23 protein-coding genes are annotated in these 24,859 nt (G+C 64.4%); 17 read left to right on the top strand and 6 right to left on the bottom strand.

Going from position 1 to position 24,859, the window contains the following annotated elements; genetic code table 11:
• Positions 1-50: 50 nt before the first annotated feature.
• A complete protein-coding gene (locus CZ375_RS01865) occupies positions 51-1,016 on the bottom strand; it encodes a hypothetical protein (RefSeq protein WP_077597628.1) in 966 nt (321 codons plus the stop codon).
• A 685-nt stretch (positions 1,017-1,701) separates the two neighbouring features.
• Positions 1,702-3,312: an ABC transporter substrate-binding protein gene (locus CZ375_RS01870; protein WP_077597629.1), complete on the bottom strand. Its 1,611-nt coding sequence runs from the start codon at positions 3,310-3,312 to the stop codon at positions 1,702-1,704.
• 280 nt (positions 3,313-3,592) lie between these two features.
• Between CZ375_RS01870 and CZ375_RS01875 the strand changes: the two genes are divergently transcribed.
• From CZ375_RS01875 to uvrB, 7 genes are all read left to right on the top strand, one after another.
• A complete protein-coding gene (locus tag CZ375_RS01875) occupies positions 3,593-4,378 on the top strand; it encodes a gamma-glutamyl-gamma-aminobutyrate hydrolase family protein (RefSeq protein ID WP_077598718.1) in 786 nt (261 codons plus the stop codon).
• A complete protein-coding gene (gene pepT, locus CZ375_RS01880) occupies positions 4,375-5,625 on the top strand; it encodes a peptidase T (protein WP_077597630.1) in 1,251 nt (416 codons plus the stop codon). The genes CZ375_RS01875 and pepT overlap by 4 nt, the downstream gene beginning before the upstream one ends.
• 61 nt (positions 5,626-5,686) lie before the next feature.
• On the top strand, positions 5,687-6,742 hold the full coding sequence (locus CZ375_RS01885; RefSeq protein WP_077597631.1) for a M20/M25/M40 family metallo-hydrolase: 1,056 nt from the start codon (positions 5,687-5,689) through the stop codon (positions 6,740-6,742).
• A 62-nt stretch (positions 6,743-6,804) separates the two neighbouring features.
• On the top strand, positions 6,805-7,251 hold the full coding sequence (locus CZ375_RS01890; RefSeq protein ID WP_234966804.1) for a hypothetical protein: 447 nt from the start codon (positions 6,805-6,807) through the stop codon (positions 7,249-7,251).
• A 36-nt stretch (positions 7,252-7,287) separates the two neighbouring features.
• Positions 7,288-7,917: a dephospho-CoA kinase gene (coaE, locus tag CZ375_RS01895; RefSeq protein WP_077597633.1), complete on the top strand. Its 630-nt coding sequence runs from the start codon at positions 7,288-7,290 to the stop codon at positions 7,915-7,917.
• Positions 7,914-8,504, top strand: coding sequence for a lytic transglycosylase domain-containing protein (locus CZ375_RS01900; RefSeq protein WP_077597634.1), 591 nt, complete (start codon positions 7,914-7,916; stop codon positions 8,502-8,504). The genes coaE and CZ375_RS01900 overlap by 4 nt, the downstream gene beginning before the upstream one ends.
• A 122-nt stretch (positions 8,505-8,626) precedes the next feature.
• Positions 8,627-10,891 carry an excinuclease ABC subunit UvrB gene (gene uvrB / locus CZ375_RS01905; protein WP_077598719.1) on the top strand — a complete coding sequence of 755 codons (2,265 nt, stop codon included), beginning with the start codon at positions 8,627-8,629 and terminating at the stop codon, positions 10,889-10,891.
• Between the two features lie 16 nt (positions 10,892-10,907).
• Here uvrB and CZ375_RS01910 read toward each other — a convergent pair whose 3' ends face one another.
• Complete coding sequence (locus tag CZ375_RS01910; protein WP_077597635.1) at positions 10,908-11,453, bottom strand: DeoR/GlpR family DNA-binding transcription regulator; 546 nt, start codon at positions 11,451-11,453, stop codon at positions 10,908-10,910.
• Here CZ375_RS01910 and CZ375_RS01915 point away from each other — a divergent pair.
• The 4 genes from CZ375_RS01915 (at position 11,452) to CZ375_RS01930 (ending at position 14,271) form a co-directional block, all read left to right on the top strand.
• Positions 11,452-11,970 carry a glycine radical domain-containing protein gene (locus CZ375_RS01915; RefSeq protein ID WP_077597636.1) on the top strand — a complete coding sequence of 173 codons (519 nt, stop codon included), beginning with the start codon at positions 11,452-11,454 and terminating at the stop codon, positions 11,968-11,970. The two genes, CZ375_RS01910 and CZ375_RS01915, sit on opposite strands and share 2 nt — an antisense overlap.
• A gap of 98 nt (positions 11,971-12,068) precedes the next feature.
• Entirely contained in the window at positions 12,069-12,527 is a 459-nt protein-coding gene (locus tag CZ375_RS01920; protein WP_077597637.1) for a PTS sugar transporter subunit IIA, read from the top strand.
• A gap of 91 nt (positions 12,528-12,618) precedes the next feature.
• Complete coding sequence (locus CZ375_RS01925) at positions 12,619-13,761, top strand: glycerate kinase family protein (protein ID WP_077597638.1); 1,143 nt, start codon at positions 12,619-12,621, stop codon at positions 13,759-13,761.
• Positions 13,762-13,986: 225 nt separating this feature from the next.
• Positions 13,987-14,271 (top strand): PTS sugar transporter subunit IIB, encoded by a 285-nt coding sequence (locus CZ375_RS01930; RefSeq protein ID WP_077597639.1) that lies wholly within the window; start codon positions 13,987-13,989, stop codon positions 14,269-14,271.
• On the opposite strand, the gene CZ375_RS01935 is transcribed toward CZ375_RS01930, so the two are convergent.
• Genes CZ375_RS01935 through CZ375_RS01945 form a run of 3 tightly spaced genes read right to left on the bottom strand, consistent with a single transcriptional unit; the run spans position 14,268 to position 18,047 of the window.
• On the bottom strand, positions 14,268-15,932 hold the full coding sequence (locus CZ375_RS01935) for an NAD(P)/FAD-dependent oxidoreductase (protein ID WP_077597640.1): 1,665 nt from the start codon (positions 15,930-15,932) through the stop codon (positions 14,268-14,270). The two genes, CZ375_RS01930 and CZ375_RS01935, sit on opposite strands and share 4 nt — an antisense overlap.
• A 15-nt stretch (positions 15,933-15,947) precedes the next feature.
• Positions 15,948-17,204 (bottom strand): aminoacetone oxidase family FAD-binding enzyme, encoded by a 1,257-nt coding sequence (locus tag CZ375_RS01940; RefSeq protein WP_077597641.1) that lies wholly within the window; start codon positions 17,202-17,204, stop codon positions 15,948-15,950.
• 3 nt (positions 17,205-17,207) lie between these two features.
• Positions 17,208-18,047, bottom strand: coding sequence for an Mrp/NBP35 family ATP-binding protein (locus CZ375_RS01945; RefSeq protein WP_077597642.1), 840 nt, complete (start codon positions 18,045-18,047; stop codon positions 17,208-17,210).
• A 285-nt stretch (positions 18,048-18,332) separates the two neighbouring features.
• Here CZ375_RS01945 and CZ375_RS01950 point away from each other — a divergent pair, with 285 nt between their 5' ends.
• The 6 genes from CZ375_RS01950 to ybaK all read left to right on the top strand — a co-directional run bounded on the left by CZ375_RS01950 (position 18,333) and on the right by ybaK (position 24,859).
• Entirely contained in the window at positions 18,333-18,800 is a 468-nt protein-coding gene (locus CZ375_RS01950) for a NanQ anomerase/TabA/YiaL family protein (RefSeq protein ID WP_159438337.1), read from the top strand.
• 162 nt (positions 18,801-18,962) lie between these two features.
• Positions 18,963-19,421 carry a DUF2975 domain-containing protein gene (locus tag CZ375_RS01955; RefSeq protein ID WP_077597644.1) on the top strand — a complete coding sequence of 153 codons (459 nt, stop codon included), beginning with the start codon at positions 18,963-18,965 and terminating at the stop codon, positions 19,419-19,421.
• A gap of 2 nt (positions 19,422-19,423) precedes the next feature.
• Positions 19,424-19,642 (top strand): helix-turn-helix domain-containing protein, encoded by a 219-nt coding sequence (locus tag CZ375_RS01960; protein ID WP_077597645.1) that lies wholly within the window; start codon positions 19,424-19,426, stop codon positions 19,640-19,642.
• A 16-nt stretch (positions 19,643-19,658) separates the two neighbouring features.
• Entirely contained in the window at positions 19,659-21,197 is a 1,539-nt protein-coding gene (locus CZ375_RS01965) for a DUF4153 domain-containing protein (protein ID WP_077597646.1), read from the top strand.
• A gap of 173 nt (positions 21,198-21,370) precedes the next feature.
• Positions 21,371-24,271 (top strand): excinuclease ABC subunit UvrA, encoded by a 2,901-nt coding sequence (gene uvrA / locus CZ375_RS01970; protein ID WP_077597647.1) that lies wholly within the window; start codon positions 21,371-21,373, stop codon positions 24,269-24,271.
• A gap of 102 nt (positions 24,272-24,373) precedes the next feature.
• The gene (ybaK, locus tag CZ375_RS01975; RefSeq protein ID WP_077597648.1) at positions 24,374-24,859 is read left to right on the top strand and encodes a Cys-tRNA(Pro) deacylase; all 486 of its coding nucleotides are present in this window, start codon (positions 24,374-24,376) and stop codon (positions 24,857-24,859) included.

Genomic DNA, 24,859 nt, shown 5'->3' on the forward strand with positions numbered 1-24,859 from the left:
TGACCCACCCGCCTGGGTCTCCTTGGCGGGCATCCGCCCATCTTGGCTTGCTACACACTAAACGGGTTGGTGCCAAAGAGCATCGTCCTGAGCTCTCTTCGTGGGAGAAGCGCCTCCTCTTCCTGTGCGCAGTCCACCTCCTTCCCTAGGATCTCTCGAATCTGTGACACGAGTACCGCGCACTCGTCCGCCTTGCTGAGGTCGCTGTATTCGCAGACGAGCACTTTGTGCCCCAGCGTCTTGAGCGCGTTCAGTCGCAGCTGGTCCTTGCGCGCCTGCCGCCCTTCGCCATGCCAGCGCCCGTAGTACTCAAGCCCCAGCATGCGCTGGCTCCAATAGAAGTCGACCGAGAAGAAGCTCCTGTCTGGTCTGTCCAGAAGAAGCTGATCGATGCCGTTAGTCGGTATGCGATGGTTGACGGAGAAGGGACCCAGGTCGTAGCCTCCATAGCGCTGGGGGAGGGCAAAGAGGACAGCTCCGTCTTCCTCGATCGGTGACGCCGCGTTCTCGCTCATCCAGCGCAGGGCCTTCTGCAGCTTCCTACAGCCGTACGAGCTTCCCACCTCATCGAGGACGCGCCGCAGGGAGCTGCGGCTGCAGAGCGGAGCCCTCCTCTCGAGCGTTGGACCCTCCATGCGAAAGCAGCTCATGAGACGAGTTCCCGCGATGACCAGCTCGAGGACGCTGAGCTTCCCAGCGAGCTGAAGCAGGCAGAACTCTGGGGTGCTCACGTATACCTCGGGAGAGACCCTCACAAAGGCCCTGCTGGGAATGGTGCCGCGCCAGGCATGGCGAAAGACGCCACCAACCTCCTTGCTCCTCTCTCCCGAGCTCAGAAGGTGAATCGGGCCGTCGGGTTGGTCTGTCGCGTGCATTCCCGCGCTGACGACCGCGCGCTTCGTGTGCTCCGCATCCGAAAGCGTGTGGTGCAGCGCGTGGTGCAGCATGGACACCTTCCTCTCGTTCGCAGAGAGCCAGAAGTGGTACGCGCTGTTGTGACTCAGATAGATCGCCATTTCTCCTCCTTTGTCGCGAGTGGGAGGAGCGTAGCTGCCATCCGCAGGAGAGGAAAGAAGCCGCGTTGCAAAAGTTCTGGTCAGCGGTAGGAAATTCCCTGAGAACCTGGCGATGTACTTTTGCTTGCGGCTGCCTGGCACAAAAGCGGGAGCCGGAGGCGCGCGTCGCTGGCAGTCAGGAGAGAATCTGTGTCAGAATCACCCCAAGTTTTCTTCCGCATCCAGGCTCGAAACGAGTCGATTGTTGGGACTGCCATGTTGGGGGGTGAGCAAATGTGCGCCCGGTGTGCCGCAGATTCCTCGGGTGTCGTGTTCACCCACCCGAGTGGCTTTCTGGGATGGGCGGACGCGCAGCTTGACGCCGCGTGAAGCCCCAAAGCCCGCATTCGCCCACCCGGAGGGGCGACTTGGGTGGGTAAAAACGCCAGCTTGCGTCCACAATCGCCCAAAATAGCGTGTTGACCCACCGTCGCCACGGCCAGCGGTGGGCCAACACGCAGGGTGGTGTCGTGGAGAGGTGCAAGGGTCGCATCGACCCACCCGCAGGGCGGCCTGGGGTGTGTCGATGTGCGGAAATCTGCTCTCCGCGAGGAGAAGGCACGAATCCGCCCACCTTGCCAGGTGCGGCGAGGTGGGCGGACGAGAGCGAACGGCGGATGGTGGCGGCCCCGCGGACCCCCGACGGCTACGCCTTGACGCTGACTCCGCCGAAGAGCGGGTTCACCAGCACCTTGAGGCCCGAGAACTCAGGCTTGAGCGCATAGGGCATCTGCGGCCAGTCGATGGGAAGGCAGGCCCAGTCGCTGCGAACAAGCTGCCTGTCGGCCTGCTTGGTGAGGTCTATGACCCTGTCGTTGTCGTTCACGGTCTGGCGCGCCTCGTCCACCAGCGCGTCAAAGGCGTCGCTGGCGTAGAAGGAGGACTTCTGCGCCGCGCGGTCGCTCCTGAAGTAGGAGCCCATGTGCTCGATGCCCTGGAACGAGAGCGTGGACCAGGTGACGGTGGTGACCACGAGGTCCCCGTTCTTGCGGGAGTCGGCCCAAACGCCGTTGTCAATGACCGTCACGTTGCAGGTAACGCCGATTTTTGCCCAGGAGTCCTGCAGGGCAACCATGATCTTCTGGTCCTGCGAGCGCACCTGCGCGTTGAGCGTGATGCCCTCGGCACCCGCCTCGGCGAGAAGGGCCCTTGCTCTCTCGGGGTTGTACTCAAGGACCTCCAGGCTGCTGTCGTGCCCGGTGCAGGACTCGGGAAGGAAGCAGCTGGCGGGCTTTGCGCAGCCGGCGAGAATCGTGGAGCAGATCTCCTCGCGGTTGATGGCCAGGGAGAGCGCCTCGCGCACGCGCACGTCTGCGAGGTACTCGTTCTTCTGGTTGAGGTTTACAAACTGGCAAGACCCAGGGGTGTAGTAGACGATCTGGTCCTTGACCTCGGGGTCCTCCTTGTACTGGCCCATGAGGTCGCGGTCGATGAAGGCGAGGTCTATGTCGCCGTTCTTGTAGTTCATCATGCGCGTGTTGGCGTCGTCGATGTAGACGAAGTCAACCTCGTCAAGGCCCGGACGCCCGCCATGGTAGTCCTCGAATGCCACGAGCACGCACTCGGTGCTGTCGTCGTTGGAGCTGATCTTGAAGGGGCCGGTGCCTATGAAGTTGGTGCCCGAGCCCCAGGACTCCCCAGCCTCGCTGCAGGCCCTCTCGGGGTAGATGACGGCGTAGAACTGGGCGAGCATGGCGGTGAAGGTGGAGTAGGGCTGCGTGAGCCTGATGGTGAAGTGCGTGTCGTCCTGGACCTCGACGCCAGCGAGCTCGGTGGAGCTCCCGTTCATGACCTCCTTGGCACCCTCGATGTAGACATAGGAGTCCGTCGAGGTCGCCTTGGTGGCGGGCAAAAACATGCGGGTCAGGGTGAACTTCACATCAGAGGCCTTGAGCGTCTCCCCGTTGTGGAACTTGACGCCCTCCTTCAGCTCGAATGAGTAGGTCAGCCCGTCATCCGAGACGCTGGGGAGCTCCTTGAGCAGCACGGGGAAGAGCTCCTGCGTCTCTGGGTCGAGGTTGATCAGGGCCTCGGCCACGGCCTCGGAGACCCCTACGTCGCTCGAGGTCTTCTGCGTGTCCAGGGTCACCTTGGGGTTGTTGACGCCAAAGCGCAGGCGCTTGACGGCGGAATCCTTCGCTCCGTCGCCTCCGGCGCAGCCCGCCAGGAGGCCGGCGCTCGTTGCGGCGACCGTTGCGCCAAGGGTTCCGCGCAGGAAGCTGCGGCGGCTGAGTGATGGCAGGGTGGGTGTGCTCATGGGTTTCAATCCCTTCGATAGGTCGCCGATGGGGCGTGAACCTCATTTTACCCTGCATGCCACCCGTCAATCCCTCCACGGGAAATTGCGCCATCAGGGCAGGTGGGCGGCGCATGCGCAGAACAATGACCCGAGAAAAAAGACAAAACGATTGCGATTGCATAACGGTGCGCGTGCTGGCGCCCCACGGTAGTAGAGTCATTGGGGAAGTGCCCGCGCCGCCGTCACGGCTCGGCATGGGTCTGCAGGTCAGCAAGCTACCGGGAGAGTGCATCGCTTCATGTGCGAAGAGAAATTGGAGGTCGCGGCCACAGCCGAGGGGGCCCGCCCGCTTATTGCCGTGACGCCTCGTTGGACGCCCGAGGACGATGGGGTGCTGGGGGAGTCCCTCAACAAGCTGCAGTTCGACGCCATCATCGCTGCGGGGGGCATGCCGGTCATGCTGCCCATCACCAAGGACCGGGAGCTCATCTCGGCATATGTTGATCTCTGTGACGGCTTCAACCTCCCCGGTGGTCATAACGTCGACTCGACGCGCTGGGGAGAGCCGCCCATCAGCGAGGAGAAGCTCGCGCGAGAGAGGGACGCCCTCGAGTTTCCCCTGGTCGAGATGGTGCTTGCGGCAGACAAGCCGCTCTTTGCCATCTGTCGCGGCGAGCAGCTGCTCAACGTGGCCTGCGGCGGCACGCTGACCCAAGACGTCTACCAGGCGCCCACGCGTCCCGGCATGTGCCACTGGCAGCATCTGAGCGACCTCAACAGACCCGCGCACGAGGTTGAGGTCGTGGCCGGCACACTGCTCTCGCGTTGCGTGGGCGGCGCAAGGATCCTGCAGGTCAACTCTGCCCACGAGCAGTGCGCGGGGAAGCTTGGCCGGGGCATCAGCGTGGGCGCGTATGCCACGGACGGAATCGTCGAGGCCATCGAGCTTGCGCAGAAGCGCTTCGTCCTGGGGGTGCAGTGGCATCCCGAGTACAGCTGGCACCACAACAAGAGGGACTTCATGCTCTGGCGCGCGTTCGTCTCGGCCGCCAGGACTTACAGGGAAGAGAGGAAGCAGCAATGAGCGACGTCGTAGATAGGTTTATGCGCTACTGCAGGGTGGCGTCCCAGTCGGACCCCCTGACGGCAGACTCGGTCCCCTCGACCAAGAGCCAGTTTGCCATGGCCGAGCTTGTGGCGGAGGACCTGCGCGAGCTGGGGGCAGAGGACGTGAGCGTGGACGAGCATGCCTACGTCGTCGCGCACTGGCCGGCATCCGAGGAGGCCCAGGACCTGCCCGCGCTGGGCTTCTGCTGCCACATCGACACCGCCTGGCAGTCCTGGGGGGACGTGGTCACGCCCCAGATCAGGCGCTACGAGGGGGGCAGGCTGGTCATTGGGCGCGGCCGTGACGGCGAGGAGGTGGCCGTCAGCCCCCAGACCAACCCGCAGCTGGAGCACATGGCAGGCTGGGACATCATCTGCAGCGACGGGAGCTCTCTTCTGGGCGGAGACGACAAGGCAGGAATCGCCATGCTCGTCTCGCTGCTGGCACGCCTGAGGGAGAACCCACGCCTCCCGCACCCACGCCTCGCCCTCTCCTTCGTGCCTGACGAGGAGATAGGGCATGGCGCCGCCTTGCTCGACCTCGAGCGCTTCGGCTCTCCCTACGGCTACACCATAGACGCCGGGCCCCTGGGCGAGTTCTGTTACGAGACCTTCAACGCCGCGGAGGTCAAGGTGCGCGCCCGCGGCCTCTCCGTGCACACGGGCACGGCCAAGGGCATCATGATCAACGCCTCGGAGGCCATCATGCGCTTCCACCAGCTCATCCCCGCACAGGAGAGGCCCGAGTACACCGAGGGCTACGACGGCTTCTACTACCTGGAGCGCATGAGCGGCAACTGCGAGGAGGCTGCCGCAGACTACATCATCCGCGACCACGACCAGGAAAAGGTCGAGGCGCGCAAGGAGACCATGCGCCTCGCCGCCGCGCTGGTGAACCAGGCCATGGGCAGCGAGGTCCTTACCGTGGAGGCCAGCGACCAGTATCACAACCTGGCAGACGTGGTCTGCCGCCCGGAGTACGCGCATCTCATCGAGAATGCCCGAAAGGCCTACGCGAGCATAGGGCAGGAGATGAGGTGCATTCCCATGCGCGGCGGCACGGACGGCTCGCAGCTGAGCTTCCGCGGCTTCCCCTGCGCGAACCTCTCTGCCTGCTACTACAACGCGCACGGCGTGCGAGAGTTCGTGCCCGTGCCCGAGCTCGAGGCCATGGTGGACATGCTCCAGGAGCTCGTGGCGCTCTACTCGAGGCCTCAGGCATAGCAAAGGCCGCCACCGAAGGGTGGCAAGGCAAGCACTGCGATTCCAGGACAAGGAGAGCAACATGGCATACCAGATTGACAGGGCCGGACTCGTGAGCGAGCTGAGGGACCTCGTGGCGGTTGACAGCCCGGTGGGCTACTACCCGCTGATCCACGGGTACCTCAGGAGGACCTTCGAGGGCATGGGTTACGAGATGTTCACGGACAACAAGGCGACTGCCTACGTGCGCGTGAAGGGCCAGGACTCCTCCAAGACCGTCTGTGTAGGCGCCCACCTGGACACCATCGGGCTCATCGTGCGCGGCTTCAACGAGGATGGCACCCTGCGCGTCCGCCAGCTTGGGGGCGTCAACTACCACTCCATCGAGGGCGAGACCTGCCATGTGATCTGCCGCGATGGCAACGCGGTGTCGGGGCAGGTCATCTGTAACAGCCACTCCACGCACGTCTTCGATGACGCCCGCACCGTGGAGCGCGACGAGAACCACATGAGCGTCTCCCTGATCGCTGACGTGAAGTCCCCCGCGGACGCCCGCGCGCTGGGCGTGAGCGAGGGCTCGATCGTCTCCATAGACCCCCAGTTCGAGACCTTCGAGAACGGCTACATCGTGAGCCGCCACATCGACGACAAGGCTGCCGTCGCCGTGCTCATCGACACCCTGAGCTGGCTCAAGGAGGAGGACCTGCGTCCCGCCTTCGACACGCTTTTCGCCTTCCCCATCTACGAGGAGATCGGTCACGGTGGCGCGTACGTGCCCTCCGAGGTGAGCGAGTACGTTGCGCTGGACATCACCCTTATCGGCCCTGACTACGACGCCGACGAGCATCACGTGGGCGTCATCGCTGCCGACCACCGCGGTCCCTACGACTGGGAGCTCACCAACCAGCTGGCCCGCTGCGCCCAGAAGGCCTGCGACCCCAAGAAGTGGAACATGCAGGTGTGCTACCGCTACTCGACGGATGCCAACGCGGCCTACGCGCTGGGCGCCAACATCAAGAGCGGTGCCTTTGGCATGGCCTGCCTCAACACGCACGGCCGCGAGCGCTGCCATGTTGACGCCATCATCGGCTGCGCCCAGCTTTGCCGCGCCTACCTCATGGGCGAGGGCTTGAAGTAGAATCGCCCTTCTGTGTCCCATGGCGCCCCGGCGTATGGCTGGGGCGCAAAACGGGCAGCCTAGTGTCAGACGAGAGGCGAGAGCGAGAGGACGGGCATATGAAGAGGGACGAGATTCAGAGCAGGCTGAGCGAGCTTCTGAGGGGGCGAAACGGCTACGACGAGCTGGCTGCCTTCTCTTCCTGGCTGGCGGTTGCCCTGCTGCTGGTCAACCTCTTCGCCCGTCAGGCCTGGCTGTCCGCCCTGGTGCTGGCGATCCTCGCCTACGCCCTCTTCCGCATGGCCTCTGCCCGCGTCGCCGCGCGCAGGAAGGAGAACGAGCAGTTCCTCGAGCTCCTGGGCCCTGCGCGACCTTGGCTGCGCGACCCTCGGGCGGCTCTTGCGGAGGCCCGGCAGTACAAGCACGTGCTCTGCCCCAATTGCCACAAGCGCTTGCGCGTTCCGCGCGGCAAGGGGAAGATCAGGGTCTCCTGCCCCCAGTGCCACCAGAAGTTCGAGACCAAGAGCTAGTCTCGCCATGCGAGCCTTCGAGAAGGGGAGACTTGCATGTACGTTCTGTTTCTGACGGGGGGCACGGCCTCGGGGAAGTCCACGGCCGCTCGCGAGCTGGAGAGGCTCGGGGCCGTTCGGCTCGATATGGACCAGCTCTCGCGAGAGGTGCTTGCGCCGGGCGGGCCCTGCGTGGGCTCGGTCGCTGCCGCGTTTGGCGAGGATCTGCTCGACCCTGCGAGTGGCTCCCTGGACCGACGGCTGCTGGCCCAGCGCGCCTTCGAGAGCGCAGGGCAGGCGCGGCTTCTGGAAGGCATCGAGCTGCCGCATATCAAGGGGCTCCTCCTGCGCAGGCTCCGGGAGCTGGAGGGGCGCTCCGTTGCGGTTTGCGTGGTGGAGGTCCCCCTGCTTGACCGCGTGGAGGATCTGCGCGGCCTGGCGGATGAGCTCGTGTGGGTCCGTGCGGACCCCCTCCTGCGCCGCCAGCGCGCCCTTGGACGCGGCATGGACGCCCGGGACTATGAGCGTAGGCTGGCGGGCCAGCCAAGCGACGCATACCTTGAGGCGCATGCCGATACCGTCATCCCGAACGACGGCGATGCCGAGGAGCTTCTCTTTCGGCTGCGCTCGTGGTGGGATGAGCGCGAGGGCCAGGGATGGCAGAAGAGGGGAGGGGTCACCCTATGAGACGCACGTCTTTTTTCCGCTGGTTCAGGGTTCTGCCCATTCTTGCGATGCTTGCCGTCTGCGCCCTGACGCTCTTTGCCCAGAGCGCGCCGGCGAGCCTCCTGCGCAACCTGCTCTATCCCGTCGAGCATGCGGAGCGCATCGAGGCGGCCTCGGCTCGCCATGGCGTTGACCCGTACCTGGTCTGCGCGGTGATCAAGTGCGAGTCCAACTGGAACAGCGACGCCAGCTCCACGGCAGGCGCCCTGGGCCTCATGCAGGTCATGCCTGAGACTGCCGAGGAGGTGGCCGGCCTGGGACTGGTGGACCGTGCGAGCTTCGACCCGCAGCGACTCACGGACCCCGACACCAACATCGAGTATGGCGTGGCCTACCTGGGATATCTTCAGCGTGCTCTGTCCAGCCAGGACGAGGTGATCGCCGCCTACAACGCGGGCGTGGGTTCCGTGGGAGACTGGCTGTCAGGTGGTGGGGACCTCTCGTCCAGCATCAGGTACGCCGAGACGGCCGCCTACCTCGCGAGGGTGAAGGATGCCCAGGCCCGCTACGAGGAGCTGTACCCGCGAGGCATCTCCAGCTCCTCGTAGGGCTCGCGGCCACCCTGATTTTGGGTACACTTGTTCCAAACAACTTGGGGGGGCAAAGGAGTGCCAGAGTGGCCTCAGCGTGGGATAGTCAGGAAGGCTCCTCTGCGGAGCAGCGCGGCTTCATGACGGACGAGGGCGAGAGCGTGAACTTCGAGCCGCTGGCGGGGACGCCTGCCGCGCAGGAGCGCTTTGGGGCGGAGCTCAGGCGCTTCGGCATGGAGCGAGGCAGCGAGCGCCTGCAGGTGGTCTCGGACTTCGAGCCCGCCGGGGACCAGCCCCAGGCCATAGAGAGGCTCTCGCAAGGCGTCGAGGAGGGCCTGCGCTACCAGACGCTTTTGGGCGTCACGGGCTCGGGCAAGACCTTCTCTATGGCAAAGACCATCGAGGCCGTGCAGAGGCCTACCTTGATCATGGAGCCCAACAAGACGCTGGCCGCCCAGGTTGCCAGCGAGATGAAGGAGCTCTTCCCCAACAACGCGGTGGTCTACTTCGTCTCGTACTACGACTACTACCAGCCCGAGGCCTACGTGCCGCAGACGGACACCTTCATCGAGAAGGACGCCTCCATCAACGAGGAGGTGGAGAAGCTGCGCCACCAGGCGACCTCGAGCCTGCTCTCCCGCCGTGACGTCATCGTGGTCGCCTCGGTCAGCTGCATCTACGGCATCGGCAGCCCGCAGGACTATGCGGGTCTGGCCCCAAACGTGGACAAGTCCGTTCCACTCGAGCGTGATGACCTCGTGCGGGAGCTCATAGACATCCAGTACGACCGCAATGACTACGACCTCTCGCGCGGGACCTTTCGCGTGCGCGGGGATACCGTGGACGTGTTCCCGCCCTATGCGGAGAACCCCCTGCGCGTGAGCTTCTTCGGCGACGAGGTCGAGCTCATCGCGGAAATCGACAGCGTGACCGGGGAACTGGTCCGCGAGTTCGATGCCGTGCCCATCTGGCCCGCGTCCCACTACGTCACCGAGAGGCCCAAGGTCACACACGCCATCAAGACCATCAGCGAGGAGCTTGAGGGGCGCGTGCGGGAGCTCAAGGACAACGACATGGTCCTTGAGGCCCAGCGCCTCTCGCAGAGGACCGCCTACGACCTCGAGATGCTCGAGACCATGGGCTACTGCTCAGGTATCGAGAACTACTCGCGCCACATGGACGGACGCCACGCGGGCGAGCCGCCCTACACCCTGATTGACTACTTCCCTCGCGACATGCTCTGTATCATCGACGAGAGCCACGTCACGGTGCCCCAGATCCGTGGCATGTACGAGGGCGACCGCGCCCGCAAGATCACCCTCGTGGACCATGGCTTCCGCCTGCCCTCGGCGCTTGACAACCGTCCGCTGCGCTTTGACGAGTTCGAGCGGCGCGTACCCCAGTTCATCTACGTCTCGGCGACTCCAGGAGACTACGAGGAGGGTGTGACCCAGCGGGAGGTGGAGCAGATCATCCGCCCCACGGGCCTGCTCGATCCCCTGGTGGAGCTTCGTCCCGTGAGGGGTCAGATAGACGATCTCTTGGAGGAGATCCGCGAGCGCGTGGCGCGCAGGGAGCGCGTGCTGGTGACGACCCTCACCAAGCGCATGGCGGAGGACCTCACCGACCACCTCCTGGACGCCAACGTGCGCGTGAACTACATGCACTCGGACACCGCCACCCTGGACCGCATAGCCATCATCCGCGACCTGCGCCTGGGCAAGATTGACGTGCTTGTGGGAATCAACCTGTTGCGCGAGGGGCTGGACATCCCCGAGGTGTCCCTCGTGGCCATCCTGGACGCAGACAAGGAGGGCTTCCTGAGAAACCGCCGATCCCTCATCCAGACCATGGGCCGCGCGGCCAGGAACGCCCAGGGCAAGGTCATCATGTATGCGGACTCCATCACGGACTCCATGCGCATAGCGATGGACGAGACGGCCCGCCGCCGCGCCCTGCAGGAGGCCTTCAACGAGGAGCATGGCATCACGCCGCAGACCATTCGCAAGTCCATCACGGACGTCACGAGCTTCATCGAGGAGGCATCGGCTACGCTTGGGGGCAAGTCGCGCGTGAACGGGGAGTTCCTCACGGCGGCAGGGCCCGCGGGCGAGGCATCCGGGCAGGCCGGCGAGGACATGGCCCAGGCGCTGGCAAGCGAGCTCGAGACCCTTCCCAAGGAGGAGCTTTCGCGCGTGCTGGGGTCGCTCGAGGACGAGATGCTCCAGGCGTCCGCAGACATGGACTTCGAGCGGGCCGCTCGCCTGCGCGACCAGATCGTGGCCCTGCGCTCCCAGCTCGAGGGCTCAAGCGCGCAGGACGTCATAGACCGCCTGAAGGCGACGGACCGCAAGGGGAGCGCACACGCCACCCGTCGCAGGTACAAGGGTCGCAGGAAGCACTAGGGGGTTGTGCCTGGCGCTAGAGCAGGTCCACTCCAAGCTCTCCGAGCGCCTGGGCCTGCGCGCCAGCGCCGGAGTCGGTGATGATGCCCGTAAAGTCGCTGATGCGGGCGTAGCGGTAGCTGCCTCTGGCGCGAAACTTGTGCGAGTCTGCAACGAGGTAGCTGCGCACGCTGCCCTCGAGTGCGGTCTGCTTCACGGCACCGTCCTCCATGTCGAAGGTGGAGACGCTGTCATCGTTCACGTTTATCTCAAGGGTTCCAAGGAATGCCAGGTCGAAGCGGATGCGCGCAATATCTCGCACGGTCTTTGACCCAACGAGGCCAAAGAGCTCCAGGTTCATCCTCCCTGCGGGGCACTCCGCCACCACGTTCTTCCCTGCGGCAACCCTCTTCACAACGTCGAGCATGTTGGAGACCACCACCGCGCTCTTCGGCCCCTCGGCAAAGAGGTCTGCAAGGTAGAGGTTGGTGGACGAGATGTCCAGGAACACCACCTGCCCGTCTTCCACGATCTCGTAGGCCTTGCGCGCAATGGCGGCCTTCTGCTCGCGGCGGTCGTCTATGCGAGAGGTGACGACGCGCTTCCTGCGCCACTACGGTCGCGAGGTGAGCAAGTACCAGAACGTGCTCTCGGGGACCTTCCAGCCCAGTTCGTACACGGTGAGCGCGCACATCCCTCTGGGCGCCGCCGTGGGTGCCATGCCCGACGGCCGCCATGCCGGCGAGCAGCTTGCCGACGGCGGCCTCTCGCCCATGCTGGGAAGGGACGTGAGCGGGCCTACCGCCAGCCTCATGAGCGTCTCGAAGCTCGACAACTGGAGAGACGCCAACGGGTCCCTGCTCAACGTGAAGTTCTCGCCGAGCACGCTGGCGGGCGAGGGCGGCCTGAAGAAGCTCATGGCGTACCTGCGTGCCTTCTGTCGCCTGGGCATACAACACATCCAGTGCATCAACCCGACTGATGACGAGATCGGGCACATGGCTCAGGGCGCCGTTGAAGCTCGTGGTGGCGATCACTGCGGTTTCTTCAGGGAGCTTCGCGTAAGCGATGTTGTCAGCATTCTTGAGATGGCCCGATAGCCTGCAATCCCACCGCCATCGTCATGCCCTGGACACGAGGGGACTGACGGCGTTGCACTGACCCCTCGTCAGGGCTGCTCGAAAGGAAAGGAAAGGCCGTGCACGACTTTATTCAAGAGCCAAACATCTTCTCTGGGCAGAGTCTGGAAGACCGTGACAGCGTTCTTCGCTTCATTGCGAACAGGGCTGCTGAGCTCGACATTACTGACGATGCCAACGGAGTCTACGAGGCATTCCAGTATCGCGAAAGCCTTGATATGACCGGCATGCTCGAAGGATTTGCAATACCTCATGCCAAGTGTGCCAACATCAAGCGTGCTGCGGTCATCGTAGTAAAGAACACTCATCCAGTTGCGTGGCCGAGTTTCGATGACATTGACTGCGACATCTTCATTGCTCTGCTCGTGCCTGACGTTGAGGCGGGTACGACTCATATCAAGCTTCTCTCCAAGACGGCGGTCCTCCTGACCAAGGACGATTTCCGCAAGAAGATTCGCGAGACTGATGATCGGGCCGAAATAGCTCGCATAATCAACGAGGGCGTTGGCACAGATTGACGTTTGACGAGGCCCATGTCATTCATCACGGTTCTCTCATTGACTGGTTATGCCGTGCATTGTGTCGATTGGCTTATTCAAAGGACTGTTCATGCCTAGCTTGCTTTTTGCATCCGACTCCTTCAAAGGAAGTATTTCTTCAACTCGTGCCTCAGAGCTTCTTTCACTGGTGGCGCATGACGAATGGGCACAGGTCGATTTGCGCTCGGTTGCCGTGGCGGATGGAGGGGAGGGGACTGTCGAGGCGCTCGTGAACGCCTTGGGCGGCGAGTTGGTGCACGTGATGGTTAAGAACCCTTGCGGTGCAGATATACAGGCATCTTATGGTCTTCTGCCTAATGGCGGCGCCATCATCGAGATGGCCGCGGCGTCAGGGCTTCCGCTTCTCTCGACGAATCAGCGTGACCCTCGCTTTACGTCAACCTTTGGAACCGGACAACTAATTGCTGATGCTCTGGACAGAGGAGTTACAGACATCTCGCTTGCCATAGGCGGCAGCGCGACCAACGACGGCGGCATGGGGGCAATGCGTGCCCTGGGTGCCCGCTTCCTTGACGCTGATGAAAGAGAGCTGGCAGGCCGGGGCAAGGACCTAATTCGCGTGCGTTCGATCGATCTTTCCGGTATGGATGAGCGTGTCTCCCAAGTTCATTTTCATGTCATGTGTGATGTCGACAATCCCCTCGTGGGTCCGCAGGGGGCTTCTTGCGTGTTTGGTCCCCAGAAGGGTGCCGATGAGGTGGTTGTTGCTGAGCTCGAGAAGGGCATGAAGTCCTACTCTTCGGTTCTTGCCAAAACCTTTGGCATTGATGTGTCGGGTGACCCTGGAGCGGGAGCTGCGGGTGGTTTGGGCGCGGCTGCGCGTCTTTTTCTAGGTGCTGACATGGTTTCGGGCATTGAATACGTCCTTGATCTTGTGCATTTTGATGAGCTGCTCGAAGGTGTGGACGTTTGCATTACTGGAGAGGGACATGCTGACGGGCAGTCAGTGCGTGGAAAAGTCATAAGTGGCGTTGCCCGACGCTGCAATCGGCATGGAGTGCCCTGCGTCGCATTGGTTGGATCTATGGATTCAAGTGCAACTATCTTGCTTGAACATGGGGTGTCGGCGCTCGTGCCTACAGTGATCGAGTGTGGTTCGGTCGAAGAGGCAATGCGTTATGCGGAGCAAAATTACATCCTCGCGGCTAAACGCATTTTTTCACTCCTGAAAATTGGTACTCAACTTACATAAGTGTGCTGAGGATGTCGGTGAGGTACCTGGCATGAAGCGCGCTCTGATACCCATGCCATGGCATCTCGCGAGAGGACAGCCCTTGTCGCAAGAGATTAAAACCAGGTTCGCTCGAAGAGACGGGTTGTGAGATGTCGCTCTCGTGCTATTCCTTCTGATCAGGTGTAACCCTGGGCTAGACTTGGGTCAAGATGTGACCCCATCTAGTCGAGGAGGAGAAGCATTATGTCCGCAAAGATCGTCGTCGCCTGTGGGTCGGGTGTTGCCACCTCCCAGGCCGTTGCCAACAAGATCCGCAAGCTGCTCGAGGCAGAGGGCGTCGAGGCGCAGGTCGTTGCCACAGACGTGGCCTCCCTGCATGAGGTGCTCAAGGGTGCCGCCGCCTACGTGAGCGTCGTGAAGACGCAGGAGAGGGTGGATGTCCCCACCTTCAACGGCGTCGCCTTCCTCACGGGCATGGGGCAGGACGAGGAGCTTGCCCGCCTCGTGGAGCTCGTTCGCGAGGCCTAGCTGCTCCTCAGGCTCCTCACCAGGGCCTCGGCAACGCGCAGCCCGTCCGTTGCCGCGCTCATGATGCCTCCCGCATACCCCGCGCCCTCGCCGCAGGGCCAAAGGCCCCCTGTCGATATGGACTGGAGGTCCTCTCCGCGCGTCACGCGCACTGGCGCGCTTGACCTGGTCTCCACGCCGGTGAGGACGCCGTCCGGATGGGCAAAGCCATGCAGCCTGCGGTCCATCTGCGGGATTGCCGCGCGCAGGGTCTGGCTGACATAGTCTGGCAGGCAGCCCTCGACGGACCCCCAGCGCACGCCCCGCGGGTATGTGGGGGCAACGCTCCTCTCGCAGCCTGACTTACGCCCCGCGAGGAAGTCACCCACGAGCTGGGCGGGTGCCACATAGCCGCCTCCCCCCAGCTCGAAGGCGCGCTGCTCGCACCGTCTCTGGAGGGCAACGCCTGCCAGCACGTCGTCCCCGGGCAGGTCCCCCGGAAACACGTTGGCCAGAAGGCCGGCGTTGGCGTTTGCGCCCGCGCGGTCAGAGAGGCTCATGCCGTTTGTTACCACGCCCCCTTCCTCGCTGGCGGCGGCAACGACGTATCCTCCGGGGCACATGCAGAACGAGAAGGCCGAGCGGCCGGAGTCGAGGTGCGCAACCAGCTTGAAGGCCGCAGCTCCCAGGGCGGGGTGCCCGGCGGACTGCCCGTACTGGGCACGGTCGATGGTTGCCTGGAGCTGCTCGATGCGCACGCCCATGGCGAAGGTCTTGCGCTCGAGGGCAACCCCCGCCTCCTTGAGCAGGCCGAAGACGTCGCGCGCCGAGTGCCCGCAGGCAAGCACCACGCTGCTGGCGGCAATGCGCTCCTCGCTTACCAGGCCGGCGCCATCTCGCCGCTCGAGCGTGACGGAGCTCACGCGCCCACCGGAAATCCCCAGCTCCGTCATGCGGCAGGAGAAGCGGACCTCTCCTCCCGCCTCCTCGATGCGCCTGCAGACGTTGCTGACCACCTGGGGGAGAACGTCGCTCCCCACGTGGGGCTTCGCATCCCACAGGATCTTGCGCTGGGCGCCGGCCTCGACGAGGGTCTCGAGGATGAAGCGGTGCGCGACGCTCTTGGTGCCCGTCGAGAGCTTGCCGTCAGAGAAGGTGCCGGCGCCTCCCAGGCCAAACTGTATGTTGCTCTCGCAGTCAAGCTCGCCCGTCTCGTTGAAGCGCCCGATCGCGCGCGTGCGCCTCTCGCTGGGCTCTCCTCGCTCAACCAGAAGGGGCTCAAGGCCTGCCTCGGCCAGGGCAAGCGCGCAGAAGAGACCTGCGCACCCTGCTCCCACCACAACGGGCCGCTGGGCGAGCCTGGTCTCGAGGCGGGCGGGAAGTCGGTAACGCTCGTCCTCGACCAGTTGCAGGTTTCTGTCCTCATGGCGGCGCCTGAGACGGGACAGGAGCTCGCGCTCTGCGTTGGACGCGCCCCTGAGCTGCAGCCGCACGCTGTAGGTGTAGAAGATGTCGCCCTTCTTGCGTGCGTCCAGCGAGCGCTTGCGCGGCTCCAGCGAGAGGAGGTCGTCGGGCTGCAGGTGCAGCCTCCTCATGACCTGGGAGCGCAGGACGCGCTCCTCCTGGCCGTCGCTGCCGTCCAGCCCGTTCAGGGGAATGCGGATGTTGGAGAGCTCAAGCATGGGGAACGCCTTCTTCTAGTGTGATGCCTTGCCAAGCGTCTGACCTGCGGCGGCGCTGCCGGCAAGCATGCCGCTCTTCCAGGCCCAGGCCAGGTTGAAGCCGCCACAGTCCGCGTCTATGTCCAGCGCCTCTCCGCAGGCGAAGAGGCCTGGTGCGCTCGCGCACGAGAGGTCCTGCGCCGCGAACTGCGAGCAGGCAAGCCCACCCCGTCGTACCTGGGCATGCGTCTCGTCGGCAGTGCCCAGGGCGCGCAGGCGGAAGCCCTTCGCGAGTCCTGCCAGCTCCTCGCTCGAGCATGCAAGACCCTCGAGGAGAGACGCGATGTCCGGGTCCAGCACCCCGTCCAGGCAGCCGGGAACAAAACGTCCCCTGCGCTTGGGGTCCACCAGGTCCAGAAGCTCATCATGCGTGAGCTCGCTGGCAAGGTCCAGGAGGAGCCCGTCTCCCTCGTGTGCGCGGCGCGAGAGGTCGAATATCACGATTCCCGAGAGACCATAGCTGCGGATGAGCAGCTCGCCCCCCTCGTCCCAGAGCCGCTTCCCCTCTCGGACGAGTGTGACGCGCGCCTGGGCGCGTCTTCCGTCGAGCGTCAGAAGAGGGGAGTCCTCGCAGGACAGCGGGCAGAGCACGGGCCGCCTCTCGTGCAGCTCAAGCCCCAGGCCCGCAGCAACGCTGGCGTCCGTGCCTCCATATGCCAGGACGAGCGAGGAGCAGCGCAGGCTGCCGCGACGTGCGCTGCCTTCTGGGAGCTCCTGCGTGAAGCCCACACAAAAGCCGTCCTCCGTCCGCCTCGCCTCGTCTGCCCTGCGAGCGCAGCCCAGGGTCACCCCTGCGCGCCGGGCGCGTGCGAGGAGGACGTTGCGCAGACTCGCCGCGCGCCGGGAGCGAGGGTAGAGACGGTCCTCCTCCTGGACCCAGCGAAGGCCACAGTCCGAGAAGAACGCCAGGATGTCTTCGAGCGCGCGCTCGCCAAACGCCGCCCGGACGAAGCCCGCGTCGTTGTAGCGCCTGGGGTCTAGGTTGGTGTTCGCGAAGTTGCAGCGGCCGTTTCCCGTTGCGAGGATGCTGCGCCCGCATTCCACATCCGCCTCGAGCACCAGGACCTTCGCCCCCTGCTCTGCGGCACAGATGCCCGCCACGAGTCCCGCAGCGCCTCCTCCCAGCACAACCACGTCATAGTGCTGCGCCAGCTCGATTGCGTCCGCGGCGCAAAGCAGTGCCCCGCGACGCCTGGCCCTCGAGGCCCTGTCCCTTGTCTTGCCCTGGGACATGCCCTAGGCCCCGATGGCGGCCAGGGCCTTGGGAACGAATCCCTCCGGGAGCACCTTCTCGAAGTCACCGGCATCGCAGCTCGCGGCGATGGCGGGATCGATGGGAAGGGTGTCCAGGGCCTTGATGCCAAAGGCCTCGGTGGTCTCGGACAGGTGGCTGGGTCCGAAGGGCTCGATCCTGCGGCCGCAGTCGGGGCAGGCCACGTAGCTCATGTTCTCTACAACGCCCAGCACAGGAACGTCCATCATGGCGGCCATCTTCACGGCCTTGCCCACCACCATCTGGACCAGGTCCTGAGGCGAGCTCACGATGACCACGCCCTCGATGGGCAGGCTCTGGAAGACGGTGAGCGCAACGTCGCCCGTTCCCGGAGGCATGTCAACCAGCAGGTAGTCGATCTCGCCCCAGGCGGTCTCCTCGAAGAACTGGCGCAGCGCGCCCATGAGCATGGGACCGCGCCAGAGCACGGGGTCCGTCTCGTTCTCAAGCACCAGGTTGGTGCTCATGATCTTGATGCCGCCCGCGGACTGTGCGGGAACGAGCTTCTGGTTGAAGGCGGTGGCATGCACGCCCGAGAGGCCGAACATCTTGGGGATCGAGGGCCCCGTGATGTCCGCGTCCATGATGGCGACCTTGTGTCCGGCCCGGCTGAGCTCGCATGCAAGAGCGCCCGTGACCAGGGACTTGCCGACGCCCCCCTTGCCGGAGATGACACCGATCACGTGCTTTATGTGCGAGCCCTCCTCGGGCTGGAACCTCTTGGGGCCTTGCTCCTGGGTACTGTGGTGGCCCAGCGCCTCGTCAACCTCGCGCCTCAGCGCCTCCTCGTCGATGTCTGGCATCCGCATTTCCTCTCCTTGGGGCGGCGGGAACGCCCGCCATGGCGTATGTACTGGCTTGATTCTACCCAAGGGGTGAGCGAGACGACCCAACGCACGGACTCCTGCGTCTATACTTTCGGGAAAGCCAGCAAGCCGCCATCTGCGGCCCAAGAGAGAGGACGCTTTCATGAAGGCTCACAAGTTCTTTGCCTGGGCAACCGTAACCTGCTTCGTCCTGACCATGATCACGGGCTACAAGCGCGCGTAGCGGCCTTGTCCGCACGAAGACCGACAAGGAGGTGGGGTGTGATCGTCTCGTCCCTGAGTCACGTCTCTGAGAACTACCTCTCCTCTCCCCAGCTTGAGAGTCTGCTCGCCTGGATTGGAGAGCAAGGCCTGGAGAGCCTTCCCTGCGGAAGGCACGACATAGACGGTGACGCGCTCTTCGCCAACGTCATGGAGTTCGAGACCGTGGATGCCTCCCAGAAGGACTTCGAGGCACACCGCCGCTATGCGGACCTGCACCTCTGTATCCGCGGAGAGGAGCGCATCGGCGTGGTTCCCGTGGCGGAGCTCGAGTCGATTCAGGAGTTCAGCGAGCAGGACGACTTCGGACTGTACGGCGAGCCAGAAGGCGGGGCCCGAACGTCCTGGGTCACCTTGCGTGCGGGCGAGTTCTGCGTGACGCCTCCCTCCGAGGCGCACAAGCCGGGCTGCTGCGCCGGCGGTCCGGCCTCCCTCAAGAAGATCTGCTTCAAGCTGCTGGTGGGGTAGGGCGCCCTGCGGCCCTTGCAGATGAGCCTGCATGCATGCACGCTGCATGCGAGGGGATGGCCTCATTCGTCCTTCCAATGAAATTTATCGAAAAACGATAAATACATATTGAAATTCGATAAGACATTGCTATCCTAGAGTCATGAAAGGACGGGTGGTGCAATGTCGAAGCGAGAGATGTCCATCGTGCTCAAGGTCATAGACCTCCTGGCCGTTGCCGCCTGTCTGCTGGTGGCCGTGATGGTGATTCCGGCCATCGAGGGCAGGGGAGTGGTCCCCGTGGGGTCCGCCATCGTGTTTGCGCTGGGTGTGCTCCCCCTTGTCGTGCTTGCCGCCGTGGCATGGAGGCTGTTCTCCGCCATCGGGCAAGCCGAGGCCTTCACCCAGGGGAACGCGGCGCGCCTGCGCCTCATGGGCTACCTTGCCGCGGTTGACGTGCTGGTGTGGCTGCTTGCGGCCGTTGCATACATCTCCTGCGCGCAGCCCCTGGTCTTCTCGGTGGTTGCGTCCCTCTCGGTGGCGCTTATCTTCAGCGTCTCCTTGGCCGTGGTCTGCGTGGCGCTCTCTGCGCTCACCGCAAACGCCGCCGAGCTCAAGGACGAGAACGACCTGGTGGTGTAGGCATGGGACGCATTCAGGTGAAACTCGACCTCGTCCTTGCCGAGAGGCGCATGAGCCTCACGGAGCTCTCGGAGCGCGTGGGCGTGACCATGGCAAACCTCTCCATCCTGAAGACGGGCAAGGCCAAGGCCATCCGCTTCTCCACCCTTGAGGCCATCTGCAGGGAGCTGGGCTGTCAGCCCGCTGACCTGCTGGAATACCTGCCCGAAAAGGACTTGTAGCAGAAAGCTGAACAACATGGACGAACGTTTGCAAGGGGGCTGCCCGCCGGCCCCAAGACCAAGCCTTGACCAAAGCTCCGCGCCCGCTCGGCCTTCCCAGCCCGACCAGCCCAAGGGGGGTGGCCCCAAGGACCTGCTCTGCCTGGGTGTGGCCGCGCTCCTCGCGTTCCTCTGGACGCTTTGCGTGGACGAGCTGCCCATGGTCCTCTCCGCCTTCTTTCTTGGCTTGGGTGGGCTGGGCACCACGCTGCTCCTTTGGGGCTTCTTCGTCGCATGCCTGCTTCTGCGCGGTGGCATCAAGGGCCTGGGGAGGGCTGCGCTTCTCCTCATGGCGGCAAACCTGCTCCTTGCCGCCGCTCCCGCCATGGTCTTCAACGCGCAGCTGCGTCTTCTCAATGCCATTGTGCTGGGGATATGCAGCCTGCTTGCATTTGCGCTGCTAGCGGGTGGTGATGAGGCGGCCATGCTTTCCTCGGGTGGCGTGGCGCGCGCCTTGGGCTTCTTTGTGCGCGAGCAGTTCAAAAACTTGGGGATGCTCTTCTCTCTGCGCCCCTCCACAGGAGAGGGCGGCCGGGGGATTCGCTCGGCGGTGCTGGGACTTCTGGCAGGGGCCGCCGTGCTCCTCTTGGTTGTGCCTCTGCTGGCCAGCGCGGATGCGGTCTTCTCGGGCCTGGTGGGCGACGCCTTCTCCTGGCTCGAGGGAGATCTTGAGCTCTGGCTTGTGAGGGGTCTGCGCCTCCTTCTGGTGGGCCCGCTTGCCTTCTCCCTGCTCTTTGGGCTTGCCCATGGGCATGGCAGGTACCTTGCCGCCCCCAAGCCTGGGTGGAGGCCTGCCGTGAGCCCTCTTTCCCTCTCGTGCTTCCTTGCCCTGATCGATTCCGTCTACCTGGTGTTCGTGGCCATCCAGTTCACCTATCTCTTTGGTGGGGCAAGCTCCACCGCCATGTACGGGGGCTATGCCGCCTACGCTCGCTCGGGCTTCTTTCAACTGGTGGCGGTCTCTGCGGTCAACCTGCTTGTCGTGCTCTTCTGCCAGCGTCTGAGGCGTGATGCACCGCGCTCCGCGGGAGTGCTTGCGCTGCAGCTTGCGCTGCTTGCGGCCACGCTTGTCATGCTGGCGTCCGCCGCCTGGCGCATGGGGCTCTATGTGGGCTGCTATGGCCTGAGCCTGCTTCGCGCCCTCACCTATCTCGGCATGCTTGCCATTGCCGCCCTCGTTGCCCTGGTGGCGCTCAGCCTGCTGCGTCCACGGCTCCCTCTCTTTCGCCTGTCGCTTGCGGTCGTGGTGTCCCTCTGGATCGTCTTCGTCTTCTGCAACCCTGTCGGTCGCATCGCGTCGTTCAACGTGGATGGCTATCTTTCCGGGAGCATCGAGGAGATTGATGTCTGCTACCTGGGCTCGCTCTCTCCAGATGCGGCTCCTGCCCTGAGGAGGCTTGCGGAGGCGCGCCCGCAGTTCTCGGACGCCGTGCGAGAGCAGCTCGATGGCTTTGACGCCATGGCCCAGTCCTTCTCCTGGCCGTTCCGGACGCTTGGCCAGCTGATTTCTGGCTAGCCTCGAGTCGGGTCCCTCCAGCTGCATCGTCCACATTTTGTGTCCGTCGCCAAGAGGCAAACGTGTGTTCTATATCTCGGCTAGAATGTTGCCGGGTAAGTTTGGGCAACCGCTTCGTCGGGTATAGGAAAATGCGACTGAATCGCAGACATACGCACACATCGAGGTAGCACATGGCATCCGAGTCCATCGTCATTCGCGGGGCACGCGAGCACAACCTGCGTGACATAGACGTCACCATCCCCCGAGACAAGCTCGTCGTGATAACGGGGCTCTCGGGGTCGGGCAAGTCGAGCCTTGCCTTCGACACCATCTATGCCGAGGGCCAGCGCCGCTACGTGGAGAGCCTCTCCTCGTATGCCCGCATGTTCCTTGGCCAGATGAACAAGCCAGACCTGGACTCCATCGACGGCCTCTCGCCGGCGGTCTCCATCGACCAGAAGACCACCAGCCGCAACCCCCGCTCCACGGTGGGCACGGTGACAGAGATCTACGACTACCTGCGCCTGCTCTATGCGCGCATCGGCACCCCCCATTGCCCGGAGTGCGGGCGCGTCATCGAGCGCCAGACCACGGACCAGGTAGCGGACAAGGTCCTGGCTGCCGGGCAGGGGAGGCGTGCCCTGGTGCTGGCACCCGTGGTGCTGGGGCGCAAGGGCGAGTATGCCAAGCTCTTCGAGGACCTGCGTCACGAGGGCTTCAGCCGCGTGCGCGTTGACGGCGAGGTACGCGAGCTGGACGAGGAGATCAGGCTCGAGAAGAAGCTCAAGCACTCCATCGAGGTCGTGGTGGACCGCGTGGTGATCCGCGAGAACAGCCTGGGCCGCATCGCCGAGTCCGTCGAGACGGCAACCCGCCTCGCCTCTGGTCGCGTGAGCTTCTACCTCCTTCCCGAGCGCGACGCCCCCGATGGCAGCGAGGGAGATCTGCTCAGCTACTCCCTGGCCCTGGCCTGCCCCGAGCACGGTCACTCCATAGATGACCTGCAGCCGCGCGACTTCTCCTTCAACGCCCCCTACGGAGCCTGCCCCGATTGCGACGGCCTGGGCACCAAGCGCACCGTGGACGCGGAGGCGCTCATAGAGGACCCCAAGCTCTCCGTGGCAGACGGCGCCTTCGGCGGGATCTTCGGGCACTCCAACTACTACCCCCAGATCCTTGCGGCGGTCTGCGCCCACATGGGCGAGAGCGCGGACACCCCCTGGGAGAGGCTCAAGAAGAGGACCCAGAACGCTCTGCTCGACGGCTTGGGGGACACCAACGTTCGCGTTGACTACCACACGCGCGATGGCCGCGACACCAACTGGTCCACGAAGTTCCCGGGCGTGCGCTCCATACTCTTCGAGAAGTACCAGGAGACCACCAGCGAGACCATGAGGGCGCGTCTCGAGAAGTACATCCGGGAGGTGCCCTGCCCCACCTGCCACGGGGCGCGCCTCAAGCCCGAGTACCTGGCCGTCACCGTGGGAGACCTCAACATCCAGCAGGTCTGCGACCTCAGCTGCAAGGCCGCGCTGGACCACTTCGAGGCCCTGCGGCTGACGGAGCGCCAGCACCTCATCGGTGCCCCCATCGTTAAGGAGGTCATCGCCCGCCTGCGCTTCATGGTCAACGTGGGCCTGGACTACCTCACCTTGAGCCGCGCCGCCGCCACGCTCTCAGGCGGAGAGGCGCAGCGCATCCGTCTGGCAACCCAGATCGGCGCGGGCCTCATGGGCGTCCTCTACATCCTGGACGAGCCCTCGATCGGCCTTCACCAACGTGACAACGACCGCCTCATCGACACCCTCCGGCGCCTGCGCGACCAGGGCAACACCGTCATCGTGGTGGAGCACGACGAGGACACCATCCGCGCCGCCGACCACGTCATAGACATGGGCCCTGGTGCCGGCGAGTTGGGAGGTGCCGTGGTCGCCGCGGGCACGCCGGAAGACATCATGGGCAACCCCGACTCCCTCACGGGCGCCTACCTCACGGGCAAGAGGCTCGTCGAGCTGCCCGCGGCGCGCCGCAGGCCCGGCCGCGGCGCGCTCAAGATCACGGGCGCCACTGCCAACAACCTCAAGTCCGTCTCGGCAAAGGTGGAGCTGGGCACGCTCACCGTGGTCACGGGCGTCTCGGGCTCGGGCAAGTCGTCCCTGGTCACCGACACCCTGGCTCCCGCCCTCACCAATGCCGTGCACAACTCCAAGCGCCTGGTGGGGCCCTACAAGAAGCTCGAGGGCATCTTCGACGCCGATGGGCGCAAGATCATCGACAAGGTAATCGACATCGACCAGAGCCCCATCGGGCGCACCCCGCGCTCCAACCCGGCAACCTACATCGGGCTCTGGGACGACCTGCGCGCCCTCTTCGCCAGCGTCCCCGAGAGCCGCGCGCGCGGCTACAGCGCCGGCCGCTTCTCGTTCAACGTGCCGGGGGGCCGCTGCGAGGCCTGCAAGGGTGACGGCCAGATCAAGATCGAGATGAACTTCCTTCCCGACGTCTACGTGCCTTGCGAGGTCTGCGGCGGCAAGCGCTACAACCGAGAGACCCTCGAGGTGCGCTACCACGGCAAGACCATCTCGGACGTGCTCGAGATGACGGTGACGGAGGCCCTGGCCTTCTTCGCCAACATCCCGCGCATCAAGAACAAGCTCCAGACCCTCTTCGACGTGGGCCTGGGCTACGTGCACCTGGGGCAGAGCTCCACCACGCTCTCGGGCGGGGAGGCCCAGCGCGTGAAGCTTGCCAAGGAGCTGCATCGCCAGCAGACGGGCAAGACCTTCTACATCCTGGACGAGCCGACCACCGGCCTGCACTTCGAGGACGTGCGCATGCTGGTCGAGGTGCTCGAGAAGCTGGTGGACGCTGGCAACACCGTGCTGGTCATCGAGCACAACCTGGACGTCATCAAGATGGCTGACCGCATCATGGACATGGGCCCCGAGGGCGGAGACGGTGGTGGCACCGTGGTCGCCTATGGCACGCCCGAGCAGGTTGCCAAGGTCGCCGAGAGTCACACGGGCCGCTACCTGGCGCCCATCCTCGAGCGCGACCGCGCGCGCATGGCGGCCCGCGCGGCGAGGGCCTAGCTTCTCTCGGACCGACTGACCGCCACCAAGTGGCGGTCAGTCGGTCTTCTTTTCTTTTTGATAGGCTATATTGGCCCGCATGCCCGCCACTTGGTGGCGGGCATGCGGAAGGCCCGTCTCTTTTACACATCTNAGCTTGAGCGCGGCGGCATCGACTTCGAGCTCATGAGCTACGAGACGGACGACGAGGACCTTTCGAGCGGGGTGGGCGTGCGTATCAGCGAGATGCTGGGGGAGGACCCCGAAACGGCCTTCAAGACGCTGGTCACGGTGACCCCGGCGGGAGGGCATGTGGTCTGCTGCGTGCCCGTTGCGGAGGAACTCGATCTCAAGAAGGCGGCTGCCGCCGTGGGGGAGAAGTCCCTTGCCATGCTGCCCGTGCGCGAACTCGAGCCTACGACGGGCTATGTGCGTGGTGGCTGCACCCCGGTTGGAATGAGGAAGCAGTTTCCCACTCTCATAGACGAGACGGCCCAGCTCTTCGACAAGATCGGCATCTCGGGTGGCAGGAGGGGCCTCTCGCTGAGGGTGAGCCCAGCGGACCTGGCAGCCTTCATAGGCGCTGCGTTCGCGGACATCACGCGCTGA

The sequence above is a fragment of the Olsenella urininfantis genome (genome assembly GCF_900155635.1).
GTDB classification, from domain to species: domain Bacteria; phylum Actinomycetota; class Coriobacteriia; order Coriobacteriales; family Atopobiaceae; genus Olsenella_G; species Olsenella_G urininfantis.